The organism is Hydrogenophaga sp. IBVHS2 (assembly GCF_002127215.1).
Classification (GTDB): Bacteria; Pseudomonadota; Gammaproteobacteria; order Burkholderiales; family Burkholderiaceae_C; genus Hydrogenophaga.
In genome coordinates this window covers 576,713-597,617 of the sequence record NZ_NFUT01000001.1, presented here as the reverse complement: position 1 = coordinate 597,617, position 20,905 = coordinate 576,713, and the positions used below count along the sequence as shown (strand labels likewise).

Here is a 20,905-nt window from a genome sequence, read left to right as displayed (position 1 = left end):
CGGCGCAGCTTATTGCTGCTGCTGTTGCTGCTGCTCGCCGCTGTTGCGGTCCAGCAGGGCCTTCATGGACAGCTTGATGCGGCCCTTCTCGTCGGTCTCGAGCACCTTGACCTTGACGATCTGGCCTTCGGACAGGTAGTCGGTGACCTTCTCCACGCGCTCGTGGGCGATCTGGCTGATGTGCAGCAGGCCGTCCTTGCCGGGCAGCAGGTTGACCAGGGCACCGAAGTCCAGGATCTTGGTGATCGGGCCTTCGTAGACCTTGCCGATCTCGACTTCGGCCGTGATCTGCTCGATGCGGCGCTTGGCCTCGTCGGCCTTGGCCGACTCGGTGGCGGCGATGGTGATGGTGCCGTCTTCCTCGATGTTGATCTGGCAGCCGGTCTCTTCGGTCAGCGCGCGGATCACGGCGCCGCCCTTGCCGATCACGTCACGGATCTTCTCCGGGTTGATCTTCATGGTGTAGAGCTTGGGCGCGAAGCTGCTGATCTCGGTCTTGGCCTCGCCCATGGCTTCCTGCATCTTGCCCAGGATGTGCATGCGGGCTTCCTTGGCCTGGGCCAGCGCGACCTGCATGATTTCCTTGGTGATGCCCTGGATCTTGATGTCCATCTGCAGGGCGGTGATGCCGTTGGTGGTGCCGGCCACCTTGAAGTCCATGTCGCCGAGGTGGTCCTCATCACCCAGGATGTCGGTCAGCACCGCGAAGCGGTTGCCTTCCTTGATCAGGCCCATGGCGATGCCGGCCACGTGGGCCTTCATGGGCACGCCGGCGTCCATCAGGGCCAGGCAGCCGCCGCAGACCGAGGCCATGGACGACGAACCGTTGGACTCGGTGATCTCGGAGACCACACGGATGGTGTAAGGGAACTCTTCCTTGCTCGGCAGCGCGGCCACCAGGGCACGCTTGGCCAGGCGGCCGTGGCCGATCTCGCGGCGCTTGGGGCTGCCGACGCGTCCGGTCTCGCCGGTGGCGAAGGGAGGCATGTTGTAGTGCAGCATGAAGCGGTCGTCGTACTCGCCGGCCAGGGCGTCGATCTTCTGCGCGTCGCGGTCGGTGCCCAGGGTGGCGATCACCAGCGCCTGGGTCTCGCCGCGGGTGAACAGCGCCGAGCCGTGGGTGCGCGGCAGCACGCCGTTGCGGATCTCGATGCCGCGCACGGTGCGGGTGTCGCGACCGTCGATGCGGGGCTCGCCGGCCAGGATCTGGCCGCGGACGATCTTGGCCTCGATCTCGAACAGCAGGCCTTCCACGGCCACGCTGTCGAACTCGACGCCGTCGGCCTTGAGACCGGCCATGACGTCGGCATAAGCGGCACGGCAGGCCTGGGTGCGGGCCTGCTTGTTGCGGATCTGGTAGGCGGCTTCCAGCTTGGCCTGGGCCAGGGCCTGGACCTTGGCGATCAGCGTCTCGTCCTTGGCCGGCGGCTGCCAGTTCCACTCGGGCTTGCCGGCGTCACGCACCAGCTCGTTGATGGCGTTGATGGCGATGTTGCCCTGCTCGTGGCCGAACACCACGGCGCCCAGCATGATGTCTTCGGACAGCTGCTCGGCCTCGGACTCGACCATCAGCACGGCCGATGCGGTACCGGCGACGACCAGATCCATCTGGCTGTCCTTGCGCTCGGTCTGGCCCGGGTTGAGCACGTACTGACCGTTGACGTAGCCCACGCGGGCCGCGCCGATGGGGCCGTTGAACGGGATGCCGGAGACGGCCAGCGCGGCGGAGGTCGCGATCATGGCGGCGATGTCGGCGTCCACCTCGGGGTTGAGCGACACGGTGTGGATGACCACCTGGACTTCATTGAAGAAGCCTTCGGGGAACAGCGGGCGGATGGGACGGTCGATCAGGCGGCTGGTCAGGGTCTCGAACTCGCTCGGGCGGCCTTCGCGCTTGAAGAAGCTGCCGGGAATCTTGCCGGCGGCATAGGACTTCTCGAGGTAGTCGACGGTCAGGGGGAAAAAGTCCTGGCCGGCCTTGGCCTCGGTGCGCGCCACCGCGGTGGCCAGCACGACGGTGCCTTCCATGTCGAGCAGCACGGCGCCGCTGGCCTGACGGGCGATCTCGCCGGTTTCCATGCGGACCGAATGACGGCCCCACTGGAAGGTCTTGGTGACTTTGTTGAACATGGTCATGGGTGGGCTCCTGAAAGCGGGCCCGGCAAGGCCGGACCGGGGTGTGCAGACGTCTGCACGGGGGCCGGAACATTCACCCAGAACACGATGCCATTCCAGAAACGCTCAACACCCGGGGCGGGGTTCAGCCCATCTGGAATGACACAGCTTCGCTCTGTCGTGAAAGGCTCCGGAGGCGAAAAATCGGAAAACCGGGTGCAACAAACAAAAATCGCCCGAGCCAGCGAACCAACTCAGGCGTTTTTCGTGGGTGCACCCTGTGGCAATTACTTGCGCAGGCCCAGTTTCTGGATCAGCGCGACGTAACGGTCGGCGTCGCGGGACTTGAGGTAGTCCAGCAGCTTGCGGCGACGGCTGACCATGCGCAGCAGGCCGCGACGGCCGTGGTGGTCCTTGGCATGGGTCTTGAAGTGGGGGGTCAGCTCGTTGATGCGGGCGGTCAGCAGGGCGACCTGCACTTCGGGGCTGCCGGTGTCGCTGGCGGCACGGGCGTTGGCCGCGATGACGTCGGCCTTGACTTCTTTGGCGATCATGGATCTTCCTGGTGGGGGACGGGCGTCCTGCCGCAGCCGTGGCCGCAACAGGCGTGAATGCCACGGCCAAGGCCGCAGCAACCGCGCATTATAGCCCCAGCCAGCGGCGCAAGCGATCCACCCCCTGCTCCAGCCGCTGGCGCTCCCGGCTGGCAAAGCACCAGCGCAGCCAGCCGGCGGCCGCCGGCCCGAAGGCACTGCCGGGCGCCAGGCCCAGGCCGGCCTCGGTGACGAGCCGGTGCGCCGTGTCCATGCAGTCCGGATGCCCCGGCAGCCGGAAGAAGGCGTACATGCCACCCTGGGGCAGGGCCAGCTCCACCCCCGGCACGGCCTGCAGGCGGGGAATCAGCGTGTCGCGACCGGCACGCAGGCGCGCCACCAGGGCGGGCGTGATGGCCTCGGTGTGCTCCAGCGCCGCGATCGCGCCGCGCTGCACGAACACCGGGGCGCAGGAGGTGTTGAACTCGATCAGCCGCCCCACCGCTTCGGTCAGGGCCGGCGGCAGCACCAGCCAGCCCAGGCGCCAGCCGGTCATGAGAAAGCTCTTGGAGAAGCTGTGGGTGACGATCAGGCGGTCGTCCGGCTCGGCCACGTCCAGGAAGGACGGCGCAGCGCCGTTGGCGGTGTCGTCACCGTAGTACAGGCGCTCGTAGACCTCGTCGGCCAGCACCCAGGTGCCGGTGCGGCGGCAATGGGCCAGGATGTCGCGCTGCTCCTGCGCGGACAAGGTCCACCCGGTGGGGTTGTTGGGCGCGTTGATCACCAGCAGGCGGGTGGCCGGGGTGATTGCGTCGAACAGGGCCTGACGGTCGAGCTGCCAGGCGCCGTCCCGGACCTGCAGAGGCACCTGCACCACCCGTGCGCCCATGATCTGCGGCTGGGCCACCAGGTTGGGCCAGACCGGGGCGACCACCACCACCTCGTCGCCGGCGTCCACCAGCGCCTGGGCGGCGACCATCAGGCCGTTGACGCCGCCCGAGGTGACGGCCAGCCGGTCGAACCAGTGGGCAGCGCTCCGGCCCGGGTGCAGGCGGTCGGTGTAGTCCGCAATGGCCTGACGCAGCTCGGGCAGACCCAGGTTGTGGGCATAGAAGGTCTCGCCGGCCTGCAGCGACTGCACCGCCGCCTGCCGCACACCGTCCGGCGTGACCTCGTCGCTCTCGCCGAACCAGAACCTGAGCACGTCATCGCGCCCGAGGCCGGCATTGGCCACCTCGCGGATGCGCGAGCCCTCCAGTTGTGCAACCACCGCTCTCATCGGAATTCCTTCCCGGTTGTCAGGGCCGCTGCAGCCGGCAGCTGTGGGGCAGCGCGGCCTGCTCGGCCGGGATCTGCCGCACCACGCGGAAGCCGTAGCCGGAGCCCTCCACATCGAACGGCACGCCGGGCTGACCCTGCCGGTCCATCACGCCCACGGCCAGCGGCTGCTGGAACTGGTGGTCGTCGGCCCGCATGCGGCCCCGCTGACCGGCCAGGGTGACGTCGGCGCGCTCCAGCTGGGCCGCAATGGCACCCGCCTCCACCCGGCCCGCCCGTTCGATGGCCTGGGCCAGCGCTTCGACCATGAGCTGCATGCGCAGGTGCACATAGTCATCGGCCGGATCGGGAAAGCGCTGCCGGAACTGGCGGTAGAAGCCCTCGGAGGCCGGCGTGGGCAGGTTGGGCAGCCAGTCGGCCACCGCCACCACCCGGCCGATGCCGGCTTCGCCGATGGCCGCCGGTGCGCCCAGCGCATTGCCGTAGAAGGTGTAGAAGCGGCCCTCGAAGCCGACCTCGCGCGCGGCCTTGACCAGCAGCGTGAGGTCGTTGCCCCAGTTGCCGGTGAGCACCGCCTGGGCGCCGCTGGCCTTGATCTTGGCCGCGTACGGCAGGAAATCCTTGATGCGGGACAGGGGATGCAGCTCGTCACCGGCGATGCGCACATCCGGCCGCTGCTGCTCCAGCAGGCGCCGGGCCTGGCGCAGCACCCCCTGGCCGAAGCTGTAGTCCTGCCCGATCAGGTAGATGGACTTGAGCGCCCGGTCTTCACGGATGAGTTCCATCAGCGCGTTCAGGCGCATGTCGGCATGGGCGTCGAAGCGGAAATGCCAGTAGCTGCAGCGCTCGTTGGTGAGCGCCGGATCGACCGCCGCGTAGTTCAGCAGCAGCATGCGCTGGGCCGGCTGGCGCTCGTTGTGCTTGCCGATGGCGTCGATCAGCGCGCTGGCGGCGGCCGACGAGTTGCCCTGGGCCACGATGGCGATGCCGCGGTCGCTGGCCAGACGCAGGGCCGAGAGGGCTTCTTCGGTCTGGCCCTTGCTGTCGAAGCGCTCGATGCGCAGCGGCCGGGCACCGCCGGGCAGCGGCACGCCACCCCGGGCATTGACCCGCTCGGTGGCCCAGACCAGGTTGCGCCAGACCGCCTCGCCGGCCAGGCCGGCCGGGCCGGACAGGCCTTCGATGAGGGCAATGCGGATGGGCTCGGGCGCCGGCTGAGCGGACACCAGGGCCGGCAGGGCCATCAGCAGGCACGCGGCCAGCCGCCGGGAAACGGGGATGCGGAACATGCGGGAAACGATCAGACGGGGATGGAGAGTTCGGCCAGCGGCCAGCGCGGGCGCACATCGAACCGACCCTGCAGCGCCGACGGGATCTGCAGTTCGGCATCGGACAGCAGGCCGGCCCTTGAACGCAGGGCGGCGGCCATGGCGATCATGGCGCCGTTGTCGGTGCACAGGTGCAGCTCGGGGTAGTGGACGCGCGCGCCACGGCGGGCGCAGGCGGCATCGAGCTGTTCGCGCAGGCGGGTGTTGGCGCCCACGCCACCGGCCACCACCAGGCGCTTCAACCCGGTGGCATCCAGCGCCGCCAGCGACTTGCGCACCAGAACGTCCACGATGGCGGCCTGCACGCTGGCGGCCACGTCGGCCTTCTGCTGCGGCGTGAGCGGATCGGCCAGCCGGCTGGTGGCCGGGCCCTCGGGGACCGCATGGGCCAGCCGCTTGACCTGGGTGAGCACCGCCGTCTTGAGGCCGGCAAATGAAAAATCGAGATCGCCGCTGTGCAGCAGCGGGCGCGGGAACCTGTAGGCCGTGTCGCTGCCCTGCAGTGCCAGCCGGGCCAGCGCCGGCCCGCCGGGGTAGCCCAGCCCCAGCAGCTTGGCCGACTTGTCGAAGGCCTCGCCGGCGGCATCGTCGATGGTCTCGCCCAGCAGCCCGTAGCGCCCCACCCCGTCCACCCGCATCAGCTGGGTATGGCCGCCGGACACCAGCAGGGCCACGAACGGGAACTCGGGCGGATCGGCGCTCAGGAAGGGCGAGAGCAGATGGCCTTCGAGGTGGTGGATGCCCAGCACCGGCCGGCCCAGCGCAAAACCCAGTGCCGCCCCCACCCCGGCGCCCACCAGCAGCGCCCCGGCCAGGCCCGGACCCCGGGTGCAGGCGACCAGATCGACCGCCGAAAGCGGCCGGCCGGCCTGGGCCAGCACCGCATCGGTCAGGGGCAGCACGCGGCGGATGTGGTCGCGGCTGGCCAGCTCGGGCACCACGCCACCGTAGGCCTGGTGCATCTCGATCTGGCTGTGCAGCGCGGCGCCCAGCAGGCGCGGCGCGCCCGGGCCGCCGGCATCCACCAGCGCCACACCGGTTTCGTCGCAGGACGATTCGATTCCCAGGATGAGCATGGGCGGGGAGTGTACGGGCGGCACGAATGTTGCTGCCCGTACCTTCCATGAAATCGGCCCTGAGTTTCCTGATGGCGGCCCGGCGCAGCGAGATCGCCGGCCTGCAGCGACTGTCCCTGACCAGCGAGCTGGTGGGTGCCATCGGCCGGCTGGTCCATGCGCTGCAGCGCGAGCGCGGGCTGTCCAACCTCTACCTGGGCTCGCAGGGCCAGCAGTGGGCCGCCGAGCGGGCCGCCCAGGTGGCGCTCAGCCAGGGCCTGCAGGCCGAGGTGGAGCGGGCTTTCGACCAGCTCGACACCGACGCCGCCCGCAGCGGCCACCGGGCGCGGCTGTTCGGCCGCATCGCCTACGCCCTGCAGGGCCTGAGCGCCCTGCCCCGGCTGCGCGAGCGGGTAGCCAGCCGCCAATGGAGCACCGACCGCACGGTGGCGGCCTACGCCCGGCTGATCCAGGCGCTGCTGGCGGTGGTGTTCGAGGCCGCCGACAGCGCCTGGGACCCGGGCATCTCGCGCCATCTGGTGGCCTTCCTGAACTTCCTGCAGGGCAAGGAGTTCGCCGGCCAGGAGCGGGCCACCGGCTCGGCCCTGTTCGCCGCCGGCCGCGCCGACGCCGACAGCCAGCAGCGGCTGCTGCACTTCATCGAATCCCAGGAACGATGCATCCAGGTCTGCACCGACCTGGCCAGCCCGGCCATCGGCACCCTGTGGCAGGAAGCCCAGCGGCCGGAACACCTGATGCCGCTGGAGCGCATGCGCCGCATCCTGTGCACCACCACGCCCGGGGGCACGCTGGATGCCGGCCAGAGCCAGCCCTGGTTCGACGCCTGCACCCGGCGCATCGACGCCATGAAGACGGTGGAGGACGCCCTGGCCGCCGAACTGCAGGGGCTGTGCCAGCTGCGCCTGGAGGCCACCGCGCGCGAGCTGTCCGAACTGGAACGGGTGGCCGGACGCAGTGCCGACCGGCCCCAGAGCGATGGCGCCCCCGACTTCTTCGACGACGGCGCCGACCCCGGCTTGCCCGCCATGGCCCATGCGGGCAACGGCTTCGGGGCGCCGATGGACCAGTCCATCCTGGAACTGGTGCGCGACCAGGCCCGCCGGCTGCAGCGCATGGGCGACGAACTGGACACCGTGCGCGCCAGCCTGAACGAGCGCAAGACGGTCGAACGCGCCAAGGGCCTGTTGATGGCCCATCGCCATCTGTCGGAGGACGAGGCGCACAAGACCATGCGTCAGATGGCCATGAACCAGAACAAGCGCCTGATCGATGTGGCCGAAGCGGTGCTGGCCATGGCCGACGTGCTGCCGGTGCGCAGCCGCTGACCGGCGAGCCGCCGCACCGGCTTTGTGCGGCGCACCAATCTGGACGAACGGGCCTTGGCCGGCCGTGGTGCCCGGCGGTCCACCTCTCTTCCACAAGGCCTTGTTTTTCAAGGGTTTTTGTTCCGGCTCCGGACAAGACCCCGGGGCTGGCACGGTATCTGCAAGGCATTCGGCATGACAGGGCGGCCAACGGCGGTCTCCCGGTCGGAAGTCCACCCCGGACACGGACAACGGCGTCCATTGCCGGCCTGCCACCGCAGGCCCTGGTGATGGGCGCCGTTGTGTTTTTCCGGATCCGCTTTTTGTCCAGTCCACCCACAGGAGCCCGCCATGACCCTCGAGAAAAGTCCCGCACCGTCCACGAACAGCACCGTGACTGCCGATGCAACGGCCGAGACCGGACGCCGCGACTTCCTGCGCCAGGGCGCGGCCCTGGGCGGTGCAGCGCTGTTCGGCAGCCTGGGCTACCAGCCGGTGTGGGCCGCCGGCTCGGACGCGCCGGAGAAGACCGAGGTCAAGATCGGCTTCATTCCGCTGACCGACTGCGCCAGCGTGGTGATGGCCGCCGAGCTGGGCCTGGACAAGAAGTACGGCGTGAAGATCGTGCCCAACAAGGAAGCCAGCTGGGCCGGCGTGCGCGACAAGCTGGTCAACGGCGAACTCGACATGGCCCATGTGCTGTACGGCCTGATCTACGGCCTGCAGCTCGGCACCGCCGGCCCGCGCAAGGAAATGGCGGTGCTGATGAACCTCAACCACAACGGCCAGGCCATCACGCTGTCCAAGAAGCTGGCCGAAAAGGGCGCGGTCGATGCACCCAGCCTGGCCAAGCTGATGGCCACCGAGAAGCGCGAATACACCTTCGCCCAGACCTTCCCCACCGGCACCCATGCCATGTGGATCTACTACTGGCTGGCCAGCGCCGGCATCGACCCGTTCAAGGACGCGCGCGCCATCGTGGTGCCGCCGCCGCAGATGGTGGCCAACATGCGGGTGGGCAACATGGACGGCTTCTGCGTGGGCGAACCCTGGAACCACCGGGCCATCATGGACGGCATCGGCATCACGGCCAACACCACCCAGGACATCTGGAAGGACCACCCCGAGAAGGTGCTCGGCACCACGGCCGAGTTCGTGCAGAAGTACCCCAACACCGCCCGGGCGGTCACAGCCGCCATCCTGGAAGCCGGCAAGTGGATCGATGCCGGCCTGGTCAACAAGAACCGCATGGCCGAGACGATTGCCCAGCGCGCCTATGTGAACACCGGGGTGGACGCCATCAACCAGCGCATCCTGGGCCGCTACCAGAACGGCATGGGCAGGACCTGGGACGACCCCAACCACATGAAGTTCTACAACGACGGGCTGGTGAACTTCCCCTACCTGTCCGACGGCATGTGGTTCCTGACCCAGCACAAGCGCTGGGGCCTGCTCAAGAGCCACCCCGACTACCTGGCGGTGGCCAAGGCGGTCAACCGCATCGACATCTACAAGCAGGCGGCCGAGGCCACCAAGACCCCGCTGCCCAAGTCGGAGATGCGCAGCGCGAAGTTCATCGACGGCGCCACCTGGGACGGCAAGGACCCGGCCAAGTACGCCGACAGCTTCAAGATCAAGGCCTGAGCATGAGCGCGGCCGCCTCACGTTCATCGCTGCTCATGGCCGGCTTCTGGCGCCGCGTGGTGCCGCCGGTGCTCGGGCTGGGTTTTCTGGTGCTGGTGTGGTCGCTGATCGCCAGCACCGGCGACAGCGGCATTCCCACCCCGGGCCAGACCTGGACCCAGGCCGTGGAGGTGTTCTCCGACCCGTTCTACCAGGCCGGCCCCAACGACCAGGGCGTGGGCTGGAACGTGCTGATGTCGCTGGAACGGGTGGCCCTGGGCTTCGGCCTGGCCGCGCTGGTGGGCATCCCGGCGGGCTTTGCCATCGGCCGCTTCGAGTTCCTCAGCCGCATGTTCAACCCCATCATCAGCCTGCTGCGGCCGGTGTCGCCGCTGGCCTGGCTGCCGATCGGCCTGCTGGTGTTCAAGGGCGCCAACCCGGCGGCCATCTGGACCATCTTCATCTGCTCCATCTGGCCGATGGTCATCAACACCGCCGTGGGCGTGCAGCGGGTGCCGCAGGACTACATGAACGTGGCCCGGGTGCTCAACCTGAGCGAGTGGAAGATCTTCACCCGCATCCTGTTCCCGGCCGTGCTGCCCTACCTGCTGACCGGCGTGCGGCTGGCGGTGGGCACGGCCTGGCTGGTGATCGTGGCCGCCGAGATGCTGACCGGCGGCGTGGGCATCGGCTTCTGGGTCTGGGACGAGTGGAACAACCTGAACGTGGCGTCCATCATCATCGCCATCGGTGTGATCGGCGTGGTGGGGCTGCTGCTGGAGCTTGCCCTCATCCGGCTGGCGTCCCTGTTCACCTACGAGGAGGTCAAGGCATGAGCACCGCCGCCTTCACCGCCCACCCGGAACGCTTCATCGACATCCAGTCGGTCGAGCAGACCTTCCGCACCCGCAAGGGCGACTTCCCGGCGCTGCGCGACATCCACCTCACCGTGGCCCAGGGCGAGTTCGTGACCCTGATCGGCCACTCGGGCTGCGGCAAGTCGACGCTGCTCAACCTGATCGCCGGCCTGACCCGGCCCACCGCCGGCGTGCTGCTGTGCGCCGACCGCGAAATCAAGGGCCCCGGCCCGGAGCGCGCGGTGGTGTTCCAGAACCATTCGCTGCTGCCCTGGCTGACCTGCGCCGACAACGTGTACCTGGCGGTGGAACGGGTGTTCGGCGCCACCGAGAACAAGGCCCGGCTGCGCGAGCGCACCGCTGCGGCGCTGGCGCTGGTGGGCCTGTCGCACGCGGCGGCCAAGCGCCCCGGCGAAATCTCCGGCGGCATGAAGCAGCGGGTGGGCATTGCCCGGGCGCTGTCGATGGAGCCGCAGGTGCTGCTGATGGACGAACCCTTCGGCGCACTCGACGCCCTCACCCGCGCCCGGCTGCAGGACGAGCTGCTGGAGATCGTGGCCCGCACCCGCAGCACGGTGGTCATGGTGACCCACGACGTGGACGAGGCCGTGCTGCTGAGCGACCGCATCGTCATGCTCACCAACGGCCCGGCCGCCACCATCGGCGAGGTGCTGACGGTGGACATCGAGCGACCGCGCCACCGGCTGGCCCTGGCCGACGACACGCGCTACCAGCGCTGCCGCAAGGCCGTGATCGACTTTCTCTACACCCGCCAGGGCCACGTGGAAAAAACCGACTGAGGAGAACCGCATGGACATGCGCGTGAAACAGAAGATGAAGCTGGTGATGGTGGGCAACGGCATGGCCGGCGTGCGGGCGCTCGAAGAGCTGCTCAAGATCGCGCCCGACCTCTACGACATCACCGTCTTCGGGGCCGAACCCCACCCCAACTACAACCGCATCCTGCTCTCGCCGGTGCTGGCCGGCGAACAGACGCTGGAGCAGATCGTGCTCAACGACTGGGCCTGGTACCGCGACAATGGCATCACCCTGCACGCGGGCAGCACGGTCACCGCCATCGACCGCGTCAAGCGGGTGGTGCGGGCCACCGCCGCCGACGGGAGCACGCTGGAGGCCGGCTACGACCGCCTCATCCTGGCGACCGGCTCCAACCCCTTCATGCTGCCGGTGCCGGGGCGCGAGCTGCAGGGTGTGCTGGCCTACCGCGACATCGCCGACACCCAGGCCATGATCGACGCCGCCACCCGCCACCGGCATGCGGTGGTCATCGGCGGCGGCCTGCTGGGCCTGGAAGCCGCCAACGGCCTGATGAAGCGCGGCATGGACGTGACCGTGGTGCATGTGGCGCCCTGGCTGATGGAGCGCCAGCTCGACGAGGTGGCCGGGGGTCTGCTGCAGCGTTCGCTGGAGGCGCGCGGCATGAAGTTCCTGATCGGCGCGCAGACAGAAGCCCTGCTGGACGACGGCACCGGCCGCGTGGGCACCGTGCGCTTCAAGGACGGCACCGAGGTGCCGGCCGAACTGGTGGTCATGGCGGTGGGCATCCGGCCCAACACCGCGCTGGCCCAGCAGGCCGGCCTGCACGTGGAACGCGGCATCGTGGTGAGCGACACGCTGCAGACCACCACCGACCCGCGCATCTACGCCGTGGGCGAATGCGCGGCCCACCGGGGCGTGGCCTACGGTCTGGTGGCGCCGCTGTTCGATCAGGCCAAGGTGCTGGCCACCCACCTGGGCGAATTCGGCATCGGCCGCTACAGCGGCTCGCTCACCTCGACCAAGCTCAAGGTGACCGGCATCGACCTGTTCTCGGCCGGCGACTTCATGGGCGGCGACGGCACCGAGACCATCGTCATGAGCGACCCGGCCGGTGGCGTCTACAAGAAGCTGGTGCTGCGCGGCGAGAAGCTGGTGGGCGCCTGCCTGTACGGCGACACGGTGGACGGCAGCTGGTACTTCAAGCTGCTGCGCGAGGGGCGCAGCGTGGCCGACATCCGCGACAAGCTGATGTTCGGCGAATCCAACATCGGCGACGTGGGCCACCAGGGCCACAACAAGGCCGCTGCCATGGCCGACAGCGACGAAGTCTGCGGCTGCAACGGCGTGACCAAGGGCCGCATCTGCAAGGCCATCAAGGACAAGGGCCTGTTCACGCTGGAGGACGTGCGCAAGCACACCAAGGCCAGCGCCAGCTGCGGCTCGTGCACCGGGCTGGTGGAGCAGATCCTGATGGCCACCGCCGGTGGCGACTACTCGGCCACGCCGCGCCTCAAACCGGTGTGCGGCTGCACCACCCACGGCCACCAGGCGGTGCGCGATGCCATCCGCGAGCAGCACCTCACGAACAAGGCCGATGTGTTCTCGGCCCTGGGCTGGCGCACGCCCGACGGCTGCGCCACCTGCCGCCCGGCCATCAACTACTACCTCATCAGCACCTGGCCCAAGGAGGCCCGCGACGACCCGCAGAGCCGCTTCATCAACGAGCGCATGCACGCCAACATCCAGAAGGACGGCACCTACAGCGTGATTCCGCGCATGTGGGGCGGCGAGACCACCGCCGCCGAGCTGCGCCGCATCGCCGACGTGGTGGACAAGTACCAGATCCCCACCGTCAAGGTCACCGGCGGCCAGCGCATCGACCTGCTGGGCGTGAAGAAGGAAGACCTGCAGGCGGTCTGGCGCGACATAGGCATGCCCAGCGGCCATGCCTATGCCAAGGCGCTGCGCACGGTCAAGACCTGCGTGGGCAGCGAGTGGTGCCGCATGGGCACCCAGGACAGCACCCAGATGGGCAAGGACCTGGAGCGCGCCATGTGGCGCATGTACGCACCGCACAAGGTGAAGTTCGCCGTGAGTGGCTGCCCGCGCAACTGCGCCGAGGCCGGCATCAAGGACGTGGGCATCATCGGCGTGGACAGCGGCTGGGAGATGGTGATCGCCGGCAACGGTGGCATCAAGACCGAGGTGGCGCAGTTCTTCACCAAGCTGCAGACCGCCGAGGAGGTGCTGGAATACACCGGCGCCTTCATGCAGCTCTACCGGCTGGAGGGCTGGTACCTGGAGCGCACGGTGCATTACGTCAACCGCGTCGGCATGGACCATGTGAAGCGCCGCATCCTGGACGACCACGCCGGCCGCAAGGCGCTGTGGGCCGAGCTGCAGGCCGCCCTCGAGGGCGAGCCCGACCCTTGGTTCGAGCACGAGAAGGCCGCCGTGGACACGCGCCAGTTCATTCCCATCCAGCCGGTCAGCACGGAAGGGAGCGCCGCATGAGCCCGTCCGCCGATACCCCGCGCCGCTGGATCCCGGTGGCCCGCATCGACGACATCCCGGTCGCCGGCTCCCGCTGCGTGCAGCGCGCCCAGGGCCTGGACGTGGCCGTCTTCCGCACCACCGACGATAGTGTGTTCGCCCTGCTCGACCGCTGCCCGCACAAGGGCGGTCCGCTGAGCCAGGGCATCGTGTTCGGTCACCGGGTGGCCTGCCCGCTGCACAACTGGACCATCGGTCTGGACAGCGGCTGCGCCCAGGAGCCCGACGAAGGCTGCACCATCCCGTTTGCGGTGTCGCTGCAGGACGGCGTGGTGCACCTGGACGCCGACGAGCTGGCCACCCGGGCCCTGACCGAAACCCGTCCCCTGGCCGGCCCGGCCCGGCGCAGCACCTGCAACCCATGACCTCGTCTGGTCCGGCCCGATCCACCCGCTCCACCTGCCCCTACTGCGGCGTGGGCTGCGGGGTGATCATCCACAGCGAGGGGGATCGCATCACCGGTGTGAGCGGCGACCCGGACCACCCGGCCAACTTCGGCCGGCTGTGCTCCAAGGGCCAGACGCTGCACCTCACCGCCGACCCGGTGGTCCAGCGCCAGACCCGGCTGCTGCAGCCCCTGCACCGGGCACAGCGCGGCGGCCCGGCACTGCCCCTCGGCTGGGACACCGCGCTCGATCTCGCCGCCGAGCGCATCGGCGGCATCGTGCAGCAGCACGGCGCCGACGCGGTGGGGTTTTATGTGAGCGGCCAGCTGCTGACCGAGGACTACTACGTCTTCAACAAACTGGTCAAAGGCCTGCTGGGCAGCAACCACATCGACACCAACTCCCGCCTGTGCATGAGCAGCGCGGTGGCCGGCTACAAGCTCACGCTGGGCGCCGATGCGCCCCCGGCCTGCTACGACGATGTGCAGCACGCCGGCTGCCTGTTCGTGGCCGGCAGCAATGCCGCCTATGCCCACCCGGTGCTGTTCCGCCGCATCGAGGACGCGCGCGGCCAGCGCCCGGACATGAAGATGGTGGTGGTCGACCCCCGCCGCACCGACACCGCCACCCAGGCCGACCTGCACCTGGCCATCCGCCCCGGCACCGACGTGATGCTGTTCCACGGCCTGCTGCACACCCTGCTGGTGCAGGGCTGGGTGGATGAGGCCTACATCCAGGCCCACACCAGCGGGTTCGAGGCCCTGCAGGAGCTGGTGGGTGGCTGCACCCCGGCGCGGGTGGCCGAGGTCTGCGGCGTGACGGCGGCCGATCTGCTGACCGCCGCCCGCTGGTTCGCCTGGGGCGGCGCCGACACACCGGCCCGCAACGGCGAGGCGCGCGCCGCCACGCTCAGCCTGTACTGCCAGGGCCTCAACCAGAGCCAGAGCGGCACCGCCAAGAACGCCAGCCTGATCAATCTGCACCTGGCCACCGGCCAGATCGGCCGCGCTGGCGCCGGCCCGTTCAGCCTGACCGGCCAGCCCAATGCCATGGGCGGGCGCGAGGTGGGCGGCCTGGCCAACCTGCTGTCGGCCCACCGCGACCTGGCCCACCCGCAGCACCGGGCCGAGGTGGCCGCGCTGTGGGGCGTGCCCGACGTGCCCTCGAAACCCGGCCTGACCGCGGTCGAGATGTTCCAGGCCGCCGCCGACGGCCAGGTCAAGGCGCTGTGGATCGCGTGCACCAATCCGGCCCAGTCCATGCCCGACCAGACCACCGTGCGCCGCGCGCTGGAGCGGGCCGAATTCGTGGTGGTGCAGGAGGCCTTTGCCACCGCCGCCACCGCCGACTTCGCCGACCTGCTGCTGCCGGCCACCACCTGGGGCGAGAAGGACGGCACCGTGACCAACAGCGAGCGCCGCATCACCCGGGTGCGCCCGGCCGTGCCGGCACCGGGTCAGGCCCGGCACGACTGGCGCATCGGCGTCGATCTGGCGCACCGGCTCGAAGCCCGCCTGCGGCCCGGCCAGCCCACCCTGTTCCCCTACGACCGGCCCGAGGCGGTCTGGAACGAACACCGCGAGAGCACCCGGGGGCGCGACCTGGACATCACCGGTCTGAGCTATGCGGCGCTGGAACAGGCGCCGCAGCAGTGGCCCCTGCCCGAAGGCCAGACCACCGGCCGGGCGCGGCTGTATGAGGACGGCATCTACCCCACGGCCGATGGCCGTGCACGCTTTGCAGCCCTGCCCTGGCAGCCGCTGGCCGAGGAGCGGGTGTCCGAATTCCCGTTCTCGCTGACCACCGGCCGGCTGCGCGACCACTGGCATGGCATGACCCGCACCGGCACCCTGGGCCGGCTGTTCGGCCATGTGCCCGAGCCCCGCATCGACCTGCACCCGGACGACCTGCCGCCGCTGGGTCTGCAGGCCGGCGATCTGGTGCAGGTCACCAGCAAGCGCGGTCGCATCGTGGTGCCGGTGCAGGCCGACGACGGCGTGGCACCCGGCCAGGCCTTCATGGCCATGCACTGGGGCAGCGAATACCTCAGTGGCCGCGACCGGGACGGACGTCCGCTGGCGGGGGTCAATGCCCTCACCACCTCGGCCCACTGCCCGCGCTCCAAGCAGCCCGAACTCAAGCACGCGGCGGTGCGCATCGAACCGGCCGGACTCGGCTGGTCGCTGCTGGCGGCGGCCTGGCTGCCGGCCGACACCGCCCTGTCCACCCGTGAAGCCTTGCGCCGCCTGCTGCCGGAACTGGCCTTTGCCAGCTGCGTGCCGTTCGGCCATGACGGCACCGGCCTGCTGCTGCGGGCCGCCGATGCAGCGGCGCCCGACCCCGCCCTGCTGGCGCGCATCACCGCCCTGCTGGGGCTGGATACGCCCGCCACCCTGGCCTACAGCGATGCGGCGCGCGGCCAGTGGCGGCGGGTGCTGACCTCCACCGACCACAGCCGCCGGGTGCAAGGCTTCCTGCTGGCCGGCGACACCCGGGCCGAGGCCTGGCTGCTGCCCCTGCTGATCCAGCGCGAGGTGGTGCAGGCCGATGCGCGGGCGCTGCTGGTGCCGGGCGCCCAGGCGCCCCAGCCGGCGCGAGCGCGCAGCCCCCAGGTCTGCGGCTGCCATGCGGTGGATGCGGCCGCCATCGACGCCGCACTGACGCAACAGGCGCCCGACCTGAGCGAAGACGCCCGGCTGCAGGCCCTGCAGGCCGGCCTGCGCTGCGGCACCGGCTGCGGCTCCTGCGTGCCCGAGATCCGCCAGCGCATCCGGACCGCCACCGGAATGGCCGCCCCAAGTGGCCTTATTACGGCAAGTCATCTGGCCTGACCCACAATCCGGGCCATGGCAGATTCGAGCGGCATTGCCGCCTACATCAAGGAAATCGGGCGCGGCAAGGACGGCGCCCGGGCGCTGTCGCGCGAGCAGGCCACCGACCTGATGGGCCGGGTGCTGGACGGACGCGTGTCCGACCTGGAACTGGGTGCCTTCTGCCTGGCCATGCGCATCAAGGGCGAGACCCCGACCGAAATGGCCGGCTTCCTCGATGCCACCCACGCGCGCCTGCAACGTGTGCCCGACGGCGGTCACCCCACCGTGGTGCTGCCGAGCTACAACGGTGCGCGCAAGCTGCCGGTGCTCACGCCGCTGCTGGCCCTGCTGCTGGCGCGCCGGGGAGCGGCGGTGGTCGTGCACGGCACCGCCACCGAAGACCGTCGCGTCACCAGCGAGGCGGTGCTGGCGGCACTGGGCCACCCGGCCCGCCCGACCGTGGGGCCGGTGGCGCCCGGCGAAGTGGCCTTCCTGCCCACCGGCCTGCTGCTGCCCGGCCTGCAGCGGCTGCTGGATGTGCGCCGTGTGGTCGGGCTGCGCAACCCGGGCCACAGCCTGGTCAAGCTCATGAACCCCTGCCTGGGTTCCGCGGTGGTGGTGGGCAGCTACACCCACCCGGAATACGCCATCAGCATGGCCGAGACCTTTGCCCTGACCGGCACCCGCGCCCTGCTGCTGCGCGGCACCGAAGGCGAGCCGGTGGCCGACGCCCGACGCACGCCCCGCATGGAGGCCTTCGTGCACGGCGTGCGCACCGAAGTGCAGCCGGCCCAGGACGGTCCGCTGGCCCGCCTGCCCGATCTGCCGGGCGACATCGGCGCCGAGGCCACCGCCGAATGGATTGCGTCGGTGCTCGACGACCGCCTGGCGGTGCCCGAACCGATTGCCCTGCAGGTGGAACACATCTTGCACCTGCAGGCCCATGAACCCGCTACCCCGTGAACCCGGCATGAACCCGCCCACCGATTTCCGTCCCGGCACCGTCACCCTGGTGGGCGCAGGCCCTGGCGACCCCGAACTGCTCACGCTCAAGGCGGTGCGGGCCATCGCCTCGGCCACCGTGCTGCTGGTGGACGACCTGGTGGGCGACGGCGTGCTGGCCCATGCCAGCCCGACGGCGCGCATCGTGCATGTGGGTAAACGCGGCGGCTGCAAGAGCACGCCGCAGGCCTTCATCGGCAAGCTCATGGTCATGGCCGCACGCGAAGGCGAGGTGGTGGTGCGCCTCAAGGGGGGCGATCCGTTCATCTTCGGGCGCGGCGGCGAAGAGGTGGAGCACCTGCAGGAACACGGCATCGAGGTGCAGGTGGTCAACGGCATCACCGCCGGCCTGGGGGGCATGACCTCGCTGGGCGTGCCGCTCACGCACCGCGACCATGCCCACGGCGTGGTGTTCGTCACCGGCCATGCCAAACCCGGTGACCACGGCACCGACTGGCAGACCTTGGCCGCCACCGCCCGCCAGGCGCGGCTCACGCTGGTGATCTACATGGGCGTGAGCGGTGCCGCACAGATCCAGGCCGACCTGCTCACCGGCCTGCCGGCGTCCACGCCGCTGGCCATCATCCAGAACGCCACCCTGCCCGAACAGCGCCAGGCCATCACCACGCTGGGCGATCTGTGCAACTGCCTGCAGCGTGAAGGCCTGGGCAGCCCGGCCGTCATCGTGGTGGGCGACGTGCTGCAGGGCCTGCTGTCGCTGCAGGCCACCGAAGCGCCGCCGGCGGCGGTCCGCCACACCGGCTGAGGGCCGACCCGGGCCGGCATGGCCCGCCCCTTGCTAGCAGTGCGGACATGAACCTGTCCGACCTGCCCGCCACCCCCCCGGCACCCGACACACCGTCTGCCGCCCCACCGGCCTCCAGCGCACCCGCCCACGCGGCGGGCCTGTCCCTGGTCAACCTGGCGGCGCGCCAGCGCATGCTGTCGCAGCGCATGATCCTGCAGACCATGCTGGCTGCGCAGGGCGATGCCGAGCGTCTGCAGGCGGCCCGGCGCAGCCTGCAGATCTTCACCGAGAGCCAGGTCCATCTGGAGGCCACGCCCCGCCGCATGGAGCCGGCCGCCGCGCGCCGCATCGCCGCCACCTACCAGGGTGCGCAGGGCGTGGGCCCGACGATTCATGCCTTCATCGACCGGGTGCGCACCACGCTGGACCGCATCGGCGAGGGCAACGGCCGGCTGGCCGGGCGCTCGCTGGCCGAACTGGTGCAGCTCACCGATCCGGTGCTCGATGCACTCAACACCGCCACCACCGCCTTCGACGAGGTGGGGCGGGCCCAGTCCGAAGCCATCATGCGGCAGCTCAGCGGCATCGTCACCGACATCCAGGGCATCGCCCGCGAGGCCCGGGTGGTGAGCTTCAACGCCCAGGTGGTGGCGGCGCGGGCCGGCGCGCACGGCCGGGAGTTCGCGGTGGTGGCCAATGTGCTGACCGACATCACCAGCGAGATCGACCGCCTCACCCGAGACGCCGCCGTGCTGGCCGAACGCAGCCGGCGCCCGGCCTGACACAGGCAGGGCGGCCCGGCGTGGCGCGCCTACACTGCGCGCCATGCAGGAATTCGACGCCATCATCATCGGGGCCGGCGCTGCCGGCCTTTTCTGTGCCGGGGTGGCCGGCCAGCGCGGCCGCCGGGTGCTGCTCATCGACCACAGCCCCAAGGTGGCCGAGAAGATCCGCATCTCGGGCGGCGGCCGGGCCAACTTCACCAACCGCGACCTGGATCCCCAGGCGCCGCACCGCCACTTCGTCAGCCGCAACCCGCACTTCTGCCGCTCGGCGCTGTCGCGCTACACGCCGGCCGACTTCATCGCCCTGGTGCAGCGACACGGCGTGCCCTTCCATGAGAAGCACAAAGGCCAGCTGTTCTGCGACCGCTCTGCGGACGATCTGATCCAGCTGCTGCTGCGCGAATGCGACGCCGGCGGCGTGACCCGCTGGCAGCCGTGTGCGGTGCACGCTGTCCGCCAGGACGGCAACGGCATGTATGAGGTCGACACCGCCCACGGCACGGTGACCGCGCCCTCGGTCGTGGTGGCCACCGGCGGTCTGTCCATTCCGCAGATCGGTGCCAGCGATTTCGGCCACCGGCTGGCCGCGCAGTTCGGCCTTCGGCTGGTCGACACCCGGCCCGGCCTGGTGCCGCTGACCTTCGACGGCGATACCTGGGCGCCCTTTGCCGAACTCGCCGGCCTGGCGCTGCCGGTGGACATCGAGACCGGCGAGAAGAAGCAGCGCACCCGCTTCCGGGAAGACCTGCTGTTCACCCATCGGGGCCTATCGGGCCCGGCGGTGCTGCAGATCTCCAGCTACTGGGAACCGGGCCAGCCGGTGCGGCTGGATCTGGCGCCCGGCACCGACCTCGAAGCCGAGCTGCGGCAGGCCAAGCTGCGGTCGCGCAAGCGGCTGGGCAACGAGCTGGCCAGCTGGGTGCCCTCCCGGCTCGCCGACACCTGGACCGCCACCGACCCGGACTGGCAGCGCCCGGTGGCCGACACCCCCGACAAGGCCCTGGCCCGGCTTGCGCAGGGTCTGTCCCGCTGGGAAGTGCGGCCCACCGGCACCGAGGGCTACCGCAAGGCCGAGGTGACCCTGGGCGGGGTGGACACCCGCGACCTGTCCTCGCAGACCCTGGAATCGCGCCAGAAGGGGCTGTTCTTCATCGGGGAAGTGGTGGACGTGACCGGCTGGCTGGGCGGCTACAACTTCCAGTGGGCCTGGGCCAGCGCCCATGCCTGCGGCCAGGCGCTCTGAGCACGGTGGCAGCACGGGTGTGGTCAACGCCCGGCGAATGGCTATAATCGCAGGCTTTGCTGGCAAATTCCCGTCGGCCAATACTAGTTAATGACGGGACACATCGCTGGAATGAAGGCCGGGCCCGATCTTCCCGACCATCCTCTTGCAGCACATTCTGGAAATCACAGCCCAATGACCACCATCCGTGTTAAAGACAACGAGCCGTTCGACGTTGCTCTGCGTCGCTTCAAGCGCACCATCGAAAAGCTCGGCCTGCTGACCGACCTGCGCGCCCGCGAGTTCTACGAAAAGCCCACCGCCGAGCGCAAGCGCAAGAAGGCTGCTGCCGTCAAGCGCCACTACAAGCGCGTGCGCTCCATGCAGCTGCCCAAAAAGCTGTACTGATCGCTTCCTCCCGGACCCCGGTCCCGGACAAAAGCCCGCCCGAGGACGCTCAGGCGGGCTTTTTTGACGTCTGAGCCCCCGCCTCCACATCCAC

At 70.0% G+C, this 20,905-nt stretch carries 17 protein-coding genes; 12 read left to right on the top strand and 5 right to left on the bottom strand.

Annotated elements, in window-relative coordinates; translation table 11 throughout:
• Positions 1-9 precede the first annotated feature (9 nt).
• The 5 genes from pnp to tsaD all read right to left on the bottom strand — a co-directional run bounded on the left by pnp (position 10) and on the right by tsaD (position 6,330).
• Positions 10-2,136 carry a polyribonucleotide nucleotidyltransferase gene (gene pnp, locus CAP38_RS02950; RefSeq protein WP_086119367.1) on the bottom strand — a complete coding sequence of 709 codons (2,127 nt, stop codon included), beginning with the start codon at positions 2,134-2,136 and terminating at the stop codon, positions 10-12.
• A 266-nt stretch (positions 2,137-2,402) separates the two neighbouring features.
• A complete protein-coding gene (gene rpsO, locus CAP38_RS02945; protein ID WP_086119366.1) occupies positions 2,403-2,669 on the bottom strand; it encodes a 30S ribosomal protein S15 in 267 nt (88 codons plus the stop codon).
• Between the two features lie 88 nt (positions 2,670-2,757).
• Positions 2,758-3,927, bottom strand: coding sequence for a pyridoxal phosphate-dependent aminotransferase (locus CAP38_RS02940; protein ID WP_086119365.1), 1,170 nt, complete (start codon positions 3,925-3,927; stop codon positions 2,758-2,760).
• A 19-nt stretch (positions 3,928-3,946) separates the two neighbouring features.
• Positions 3,947-5,215: a branched-chain amino acid ABC transporter substrate-binding protein gene (locus CAP38_RS02935; protein ID WP_086119364.1), complete on the bottom strand. Its 1,269-nt coding sequence runs from the start codon at positions 5,213-5,215 to the stop codon at positions 3,947-3,949.
• A gap of 11 nt (positions 5,216-5,226) precedes the next feature.
• Entirely contained in the window at positions 5,227-6,330 is a 1,104-nt protein-coding gene (tsaD, locus tag CAP38_RS02930; RefSeq protein WP_086119363.1) for a tRNA (adenosine(37)-N6)-threonylcarbamoyltransferase complex transferase subunit TsaD, read from the bottom strand.
• Positions 6,331-6,377: 47 nt separating this feature from the next.
• On the opposite strand from tsaD, the gene CAP38_RS02925 reads away from it, so the two are divergent.
• From CAP38_RS02925 to rpsU, 12 genes are all read left to right on the top strand, one after another.
• The gene (locus CAP38_RS02925; protein WP_086119362.1) at positions 6,378-7,655 is read left to right on the top strand and encodes a nitrate regulatory protein; all 1,278 of its coding nucleotides are present in this window, start codon (positions 6,378-6,380) and stop codon (positions 7,653-7,655) included.
• Between the two features lie 330 nt (positions 7,656-7,985).
• Entirely contained in the window at positions 7,986-9,278 is a 1,293-nt protein-coding gene (locus tag CAP38_RS02920; RefSeq protein WP_086119361.1) for an ABC transporter substrate-binding protein, read from the top strand.
• A gap of 2 nt (positions 9,279-9,280) precedes the next feature.
• Entirely contained in the window at positions 9,281-10,093 is an 813-nt protein-coding gene (gene ntrB, locus CAP38_RS02915; protein ID WP_086119360.1) for a nitrate ABC transporter permease, read from the top strand.
• Positions 10,090-10,914 (top strand): ABC transporter ATP-binding protein, encoded by an 825-nt coding sequence (locus CAP38_RS02910; RefSeq protein WP_086119359.1) that lies wholly within the window; start codon positions 10,090-10,092, stop codon positions 10,912-10,914. The genes ntrB and CAP38_RS02910 overlap by 4 nt, the downstream gene beginning before the upstream one ends.
• Before the next feature lie 10 nt (positions 10,915-10,924).
• Positions 10,925-13,408, top strand: coding sequence for a nitrite reductase large subunit NirB (nirB, locus tag CAP38_RS02905; protein ID WP_086119358.1), 2,484 nt, complete (start codon positions 10,925-10,927; stop codon positions 13,406-13,408).
• Positions 13,405-13,812, top strand: coding sequence for a nitrite reductase small subunit NirD (nirD, locus tag CAP38_RS02900; protein ID WP_086119357.1), 408 nt, complete (start codon positions 13,405-13,407; stop codon positions 13,810-13,812). Before nirB ends, nirD begins: the two co-directional genes overlap by 4 nt.
• Entirely contained in the window at positions 13,809-16,664 is a 2,856-nt protein-coding gene (locus CAP38_RS02895) for a nitrate reductase (protein ID WP_086119356.1), read from the top strand. The genes nirD and CAP38_RS02895 overlap by 4 nt, the downstream gene beginning before the upstream one ends.
• Positions 16,665-16,679: 15 nt before the next feature.
• Complete coding sequence (ybiB, locus tag CAP38_RS02890; protein WP_086119355.1) at positions 16,680-17,609, top strand: DNA-binding protein YbiB; 930 nt, start codon at positions 16,680-16,682, stop codon at positions 17,607-17,609.
• Complete coding sequence (gene cobA, locus CAP38_RS02885; RefSeq protein ID WP_373271395.1) at positions 17,590-18,414, top strand: uroporphyrinogen-III C-methyltransferase; 825 nt, start codon at positions 17,590-17,592, stop codon at positions 18,412-18,414. The genes ybiB and cobA overlap by 20 nt, the downstream gene beginning before the upstream one ends.
• 47 nt (positions 18,415-18,461) lie before the next feature.
• On the top strand, positions 18,462-19,178 hold the full coding sequence (locus tag CAP38_RS02880) for a type IV pili methyl-accepting chemotaxis transducer N-terminal domain-containing protein (protein ID WP_086119353.1): 717 nt from the start codon (positions 18,462-18,464) through the stop codon (positions 19,176-19,178).
• Between the two features lie 43 nt (positions 19,179-19,221).
• The gene (locus CAP38_RS02875) at positions 19,222-20,424 is read left to right on the top strand and encodes an NAD(P)/FAD-dependent oxidoreductase (protein WP_086119352.1); all 1,203 of its coding nucleotides are present in this window, start codon (positions 19,222-19,224) and stop codon (positions 20,422-20,424) included.
• Between the two features lie 174 nt (positions 20,425-20,598).
• Positions 20,599-20,811: a 30S ribosomal protein S21 gene (gene rpsU, locus CAP38_RS02870; RefSeq protein ID WP_056273869.1), complete on the top strand. Its 213-nt coding sequence runs from the start codon at positions 20,599-20,601 to the stop codon at positions 20,809-20,811.
• Positions 20,812-20,905 lie beyond the last annotated feature (94 nt).

Excerpts from the sequence above, each read along its gene's own strand:
- tsaD (WP_086119363.1), bottom strand. The coding sequence starts at position 6,330 with ATGCTCATCCTGGGAATCGAATCGTCCTGCGACGAAACCGGTGTGGCG.
- CAP38_RS02880 (WP_086119353.1), top strand. The coding sequence starts at position 18,462 with ATGAACCTGTCCGACCTGCCCGCCACCCCCCCGGCACCCGACACACCG.
- CAP38_RS02920 (WP_086119361.1), top strand. The coding sequence starts at position 7,986 with ATGACCCTCGAGAAAAGTCCCGCACCGTCCACGAACAGCACCGTGACT.
- ybiB (WP_086119355.1), top strand. The coding sequence starts at position 16,680 with ATGGCAGATTCGAGCGGCATTGCCGCCTACATCAAGGAAATCGGGCGC.
- cobA (WP_373271395.1), top strand. The coding sequence starts at position 17,590 with ATGAACCCGCTACCCCGTGAACCCGGCATGAACCCGCCCACCGATTTC.
- CAP38_RS02935 (WP_086119364.1), bottom strand. The coding sequence starts at position 5,215 with ATGTTCCGCATCCCCGTTTCCCGGCGGCTGGCCGCGTGCCTGCTGATG.
- nirB (WP_086119358.1), top strand. The coding sequence starts at position 10,925 with ATGGACATGCGCGTGAAACAGAAGATGAAGCTGGTGATGGTGGGCAAC.
- rpsO (WP_086119366.1), bottom strand. The coding sequence starts at position 2,669 with ATGATCGCCAAAGAAGTCAAGGCCGACGTCATCGCGGCCAACGCCCGT.
- ntrB (WP_086119360.1), top strand. The coding sequence starts at position 9,281 with ATGAGCGCGGCCGCCTCACGTTCATCGCTGCTCATGGCCGGCTTCTGG.
- nirD (WP_086119357.1), top strand. The coding sequence starts at position 13,405 with ATGAGCCCGTCCGCCGATACCCCGCGCCGCTGGATCCCGGTGGCCCGC.
- pnp (WP_086119367.1), bottom strand. The coding sequence starts at position 2,136 with ATGACCATGTTCAACAAAGTCACCAAGACCTTCCAGTGGGGCCGTCAT.
- CAP38_RS02925 (WP_086119362.1), top strand. The coding sequence starts at position 6,378 with ATGAAATCGGCCCTGAGTTTCCTGATGGCGGCCCGGCGCAGCGAGATC.
- CAP38_RS02875 (WP_086119352.1), top strand. The coding sequence starts at position 19,222 with ATGCAGGAATTCGACGCCATCATCATCGGGGCCGGCGCTGCCGGCCTT.
- CAP38_RS02895 (WP_086119356.1), top strand. The coding sequence starts at position 13,809 with ATGACCTCGTCTGGTCCGGCCCGATCCACCCGCTCCACCTGCCCCTAC.
- CAP38_RS02910 (WP_086119359.1), top strand. The coding sequence starts at position 10,090 with ATGAGCACCGCCGCCTTCACCGCCCACCCGGAACGCTTCATCGACATC.
- CAP38_RS02940 (WP_086119365.1), bottom strand. The coding sequence starts at position 3,927 with ATGAGAGCGGTGGTTGCACAACTGGAGGGCTCGCGCATCCGCGAGGTG.
- rpsU (WP_056273869.1), top strand. The coding sequence starts at position 20,599 with ATGACCACCATCCGTGTTAAAGACAACGAGCCGTTCGACGTTGCTCTG.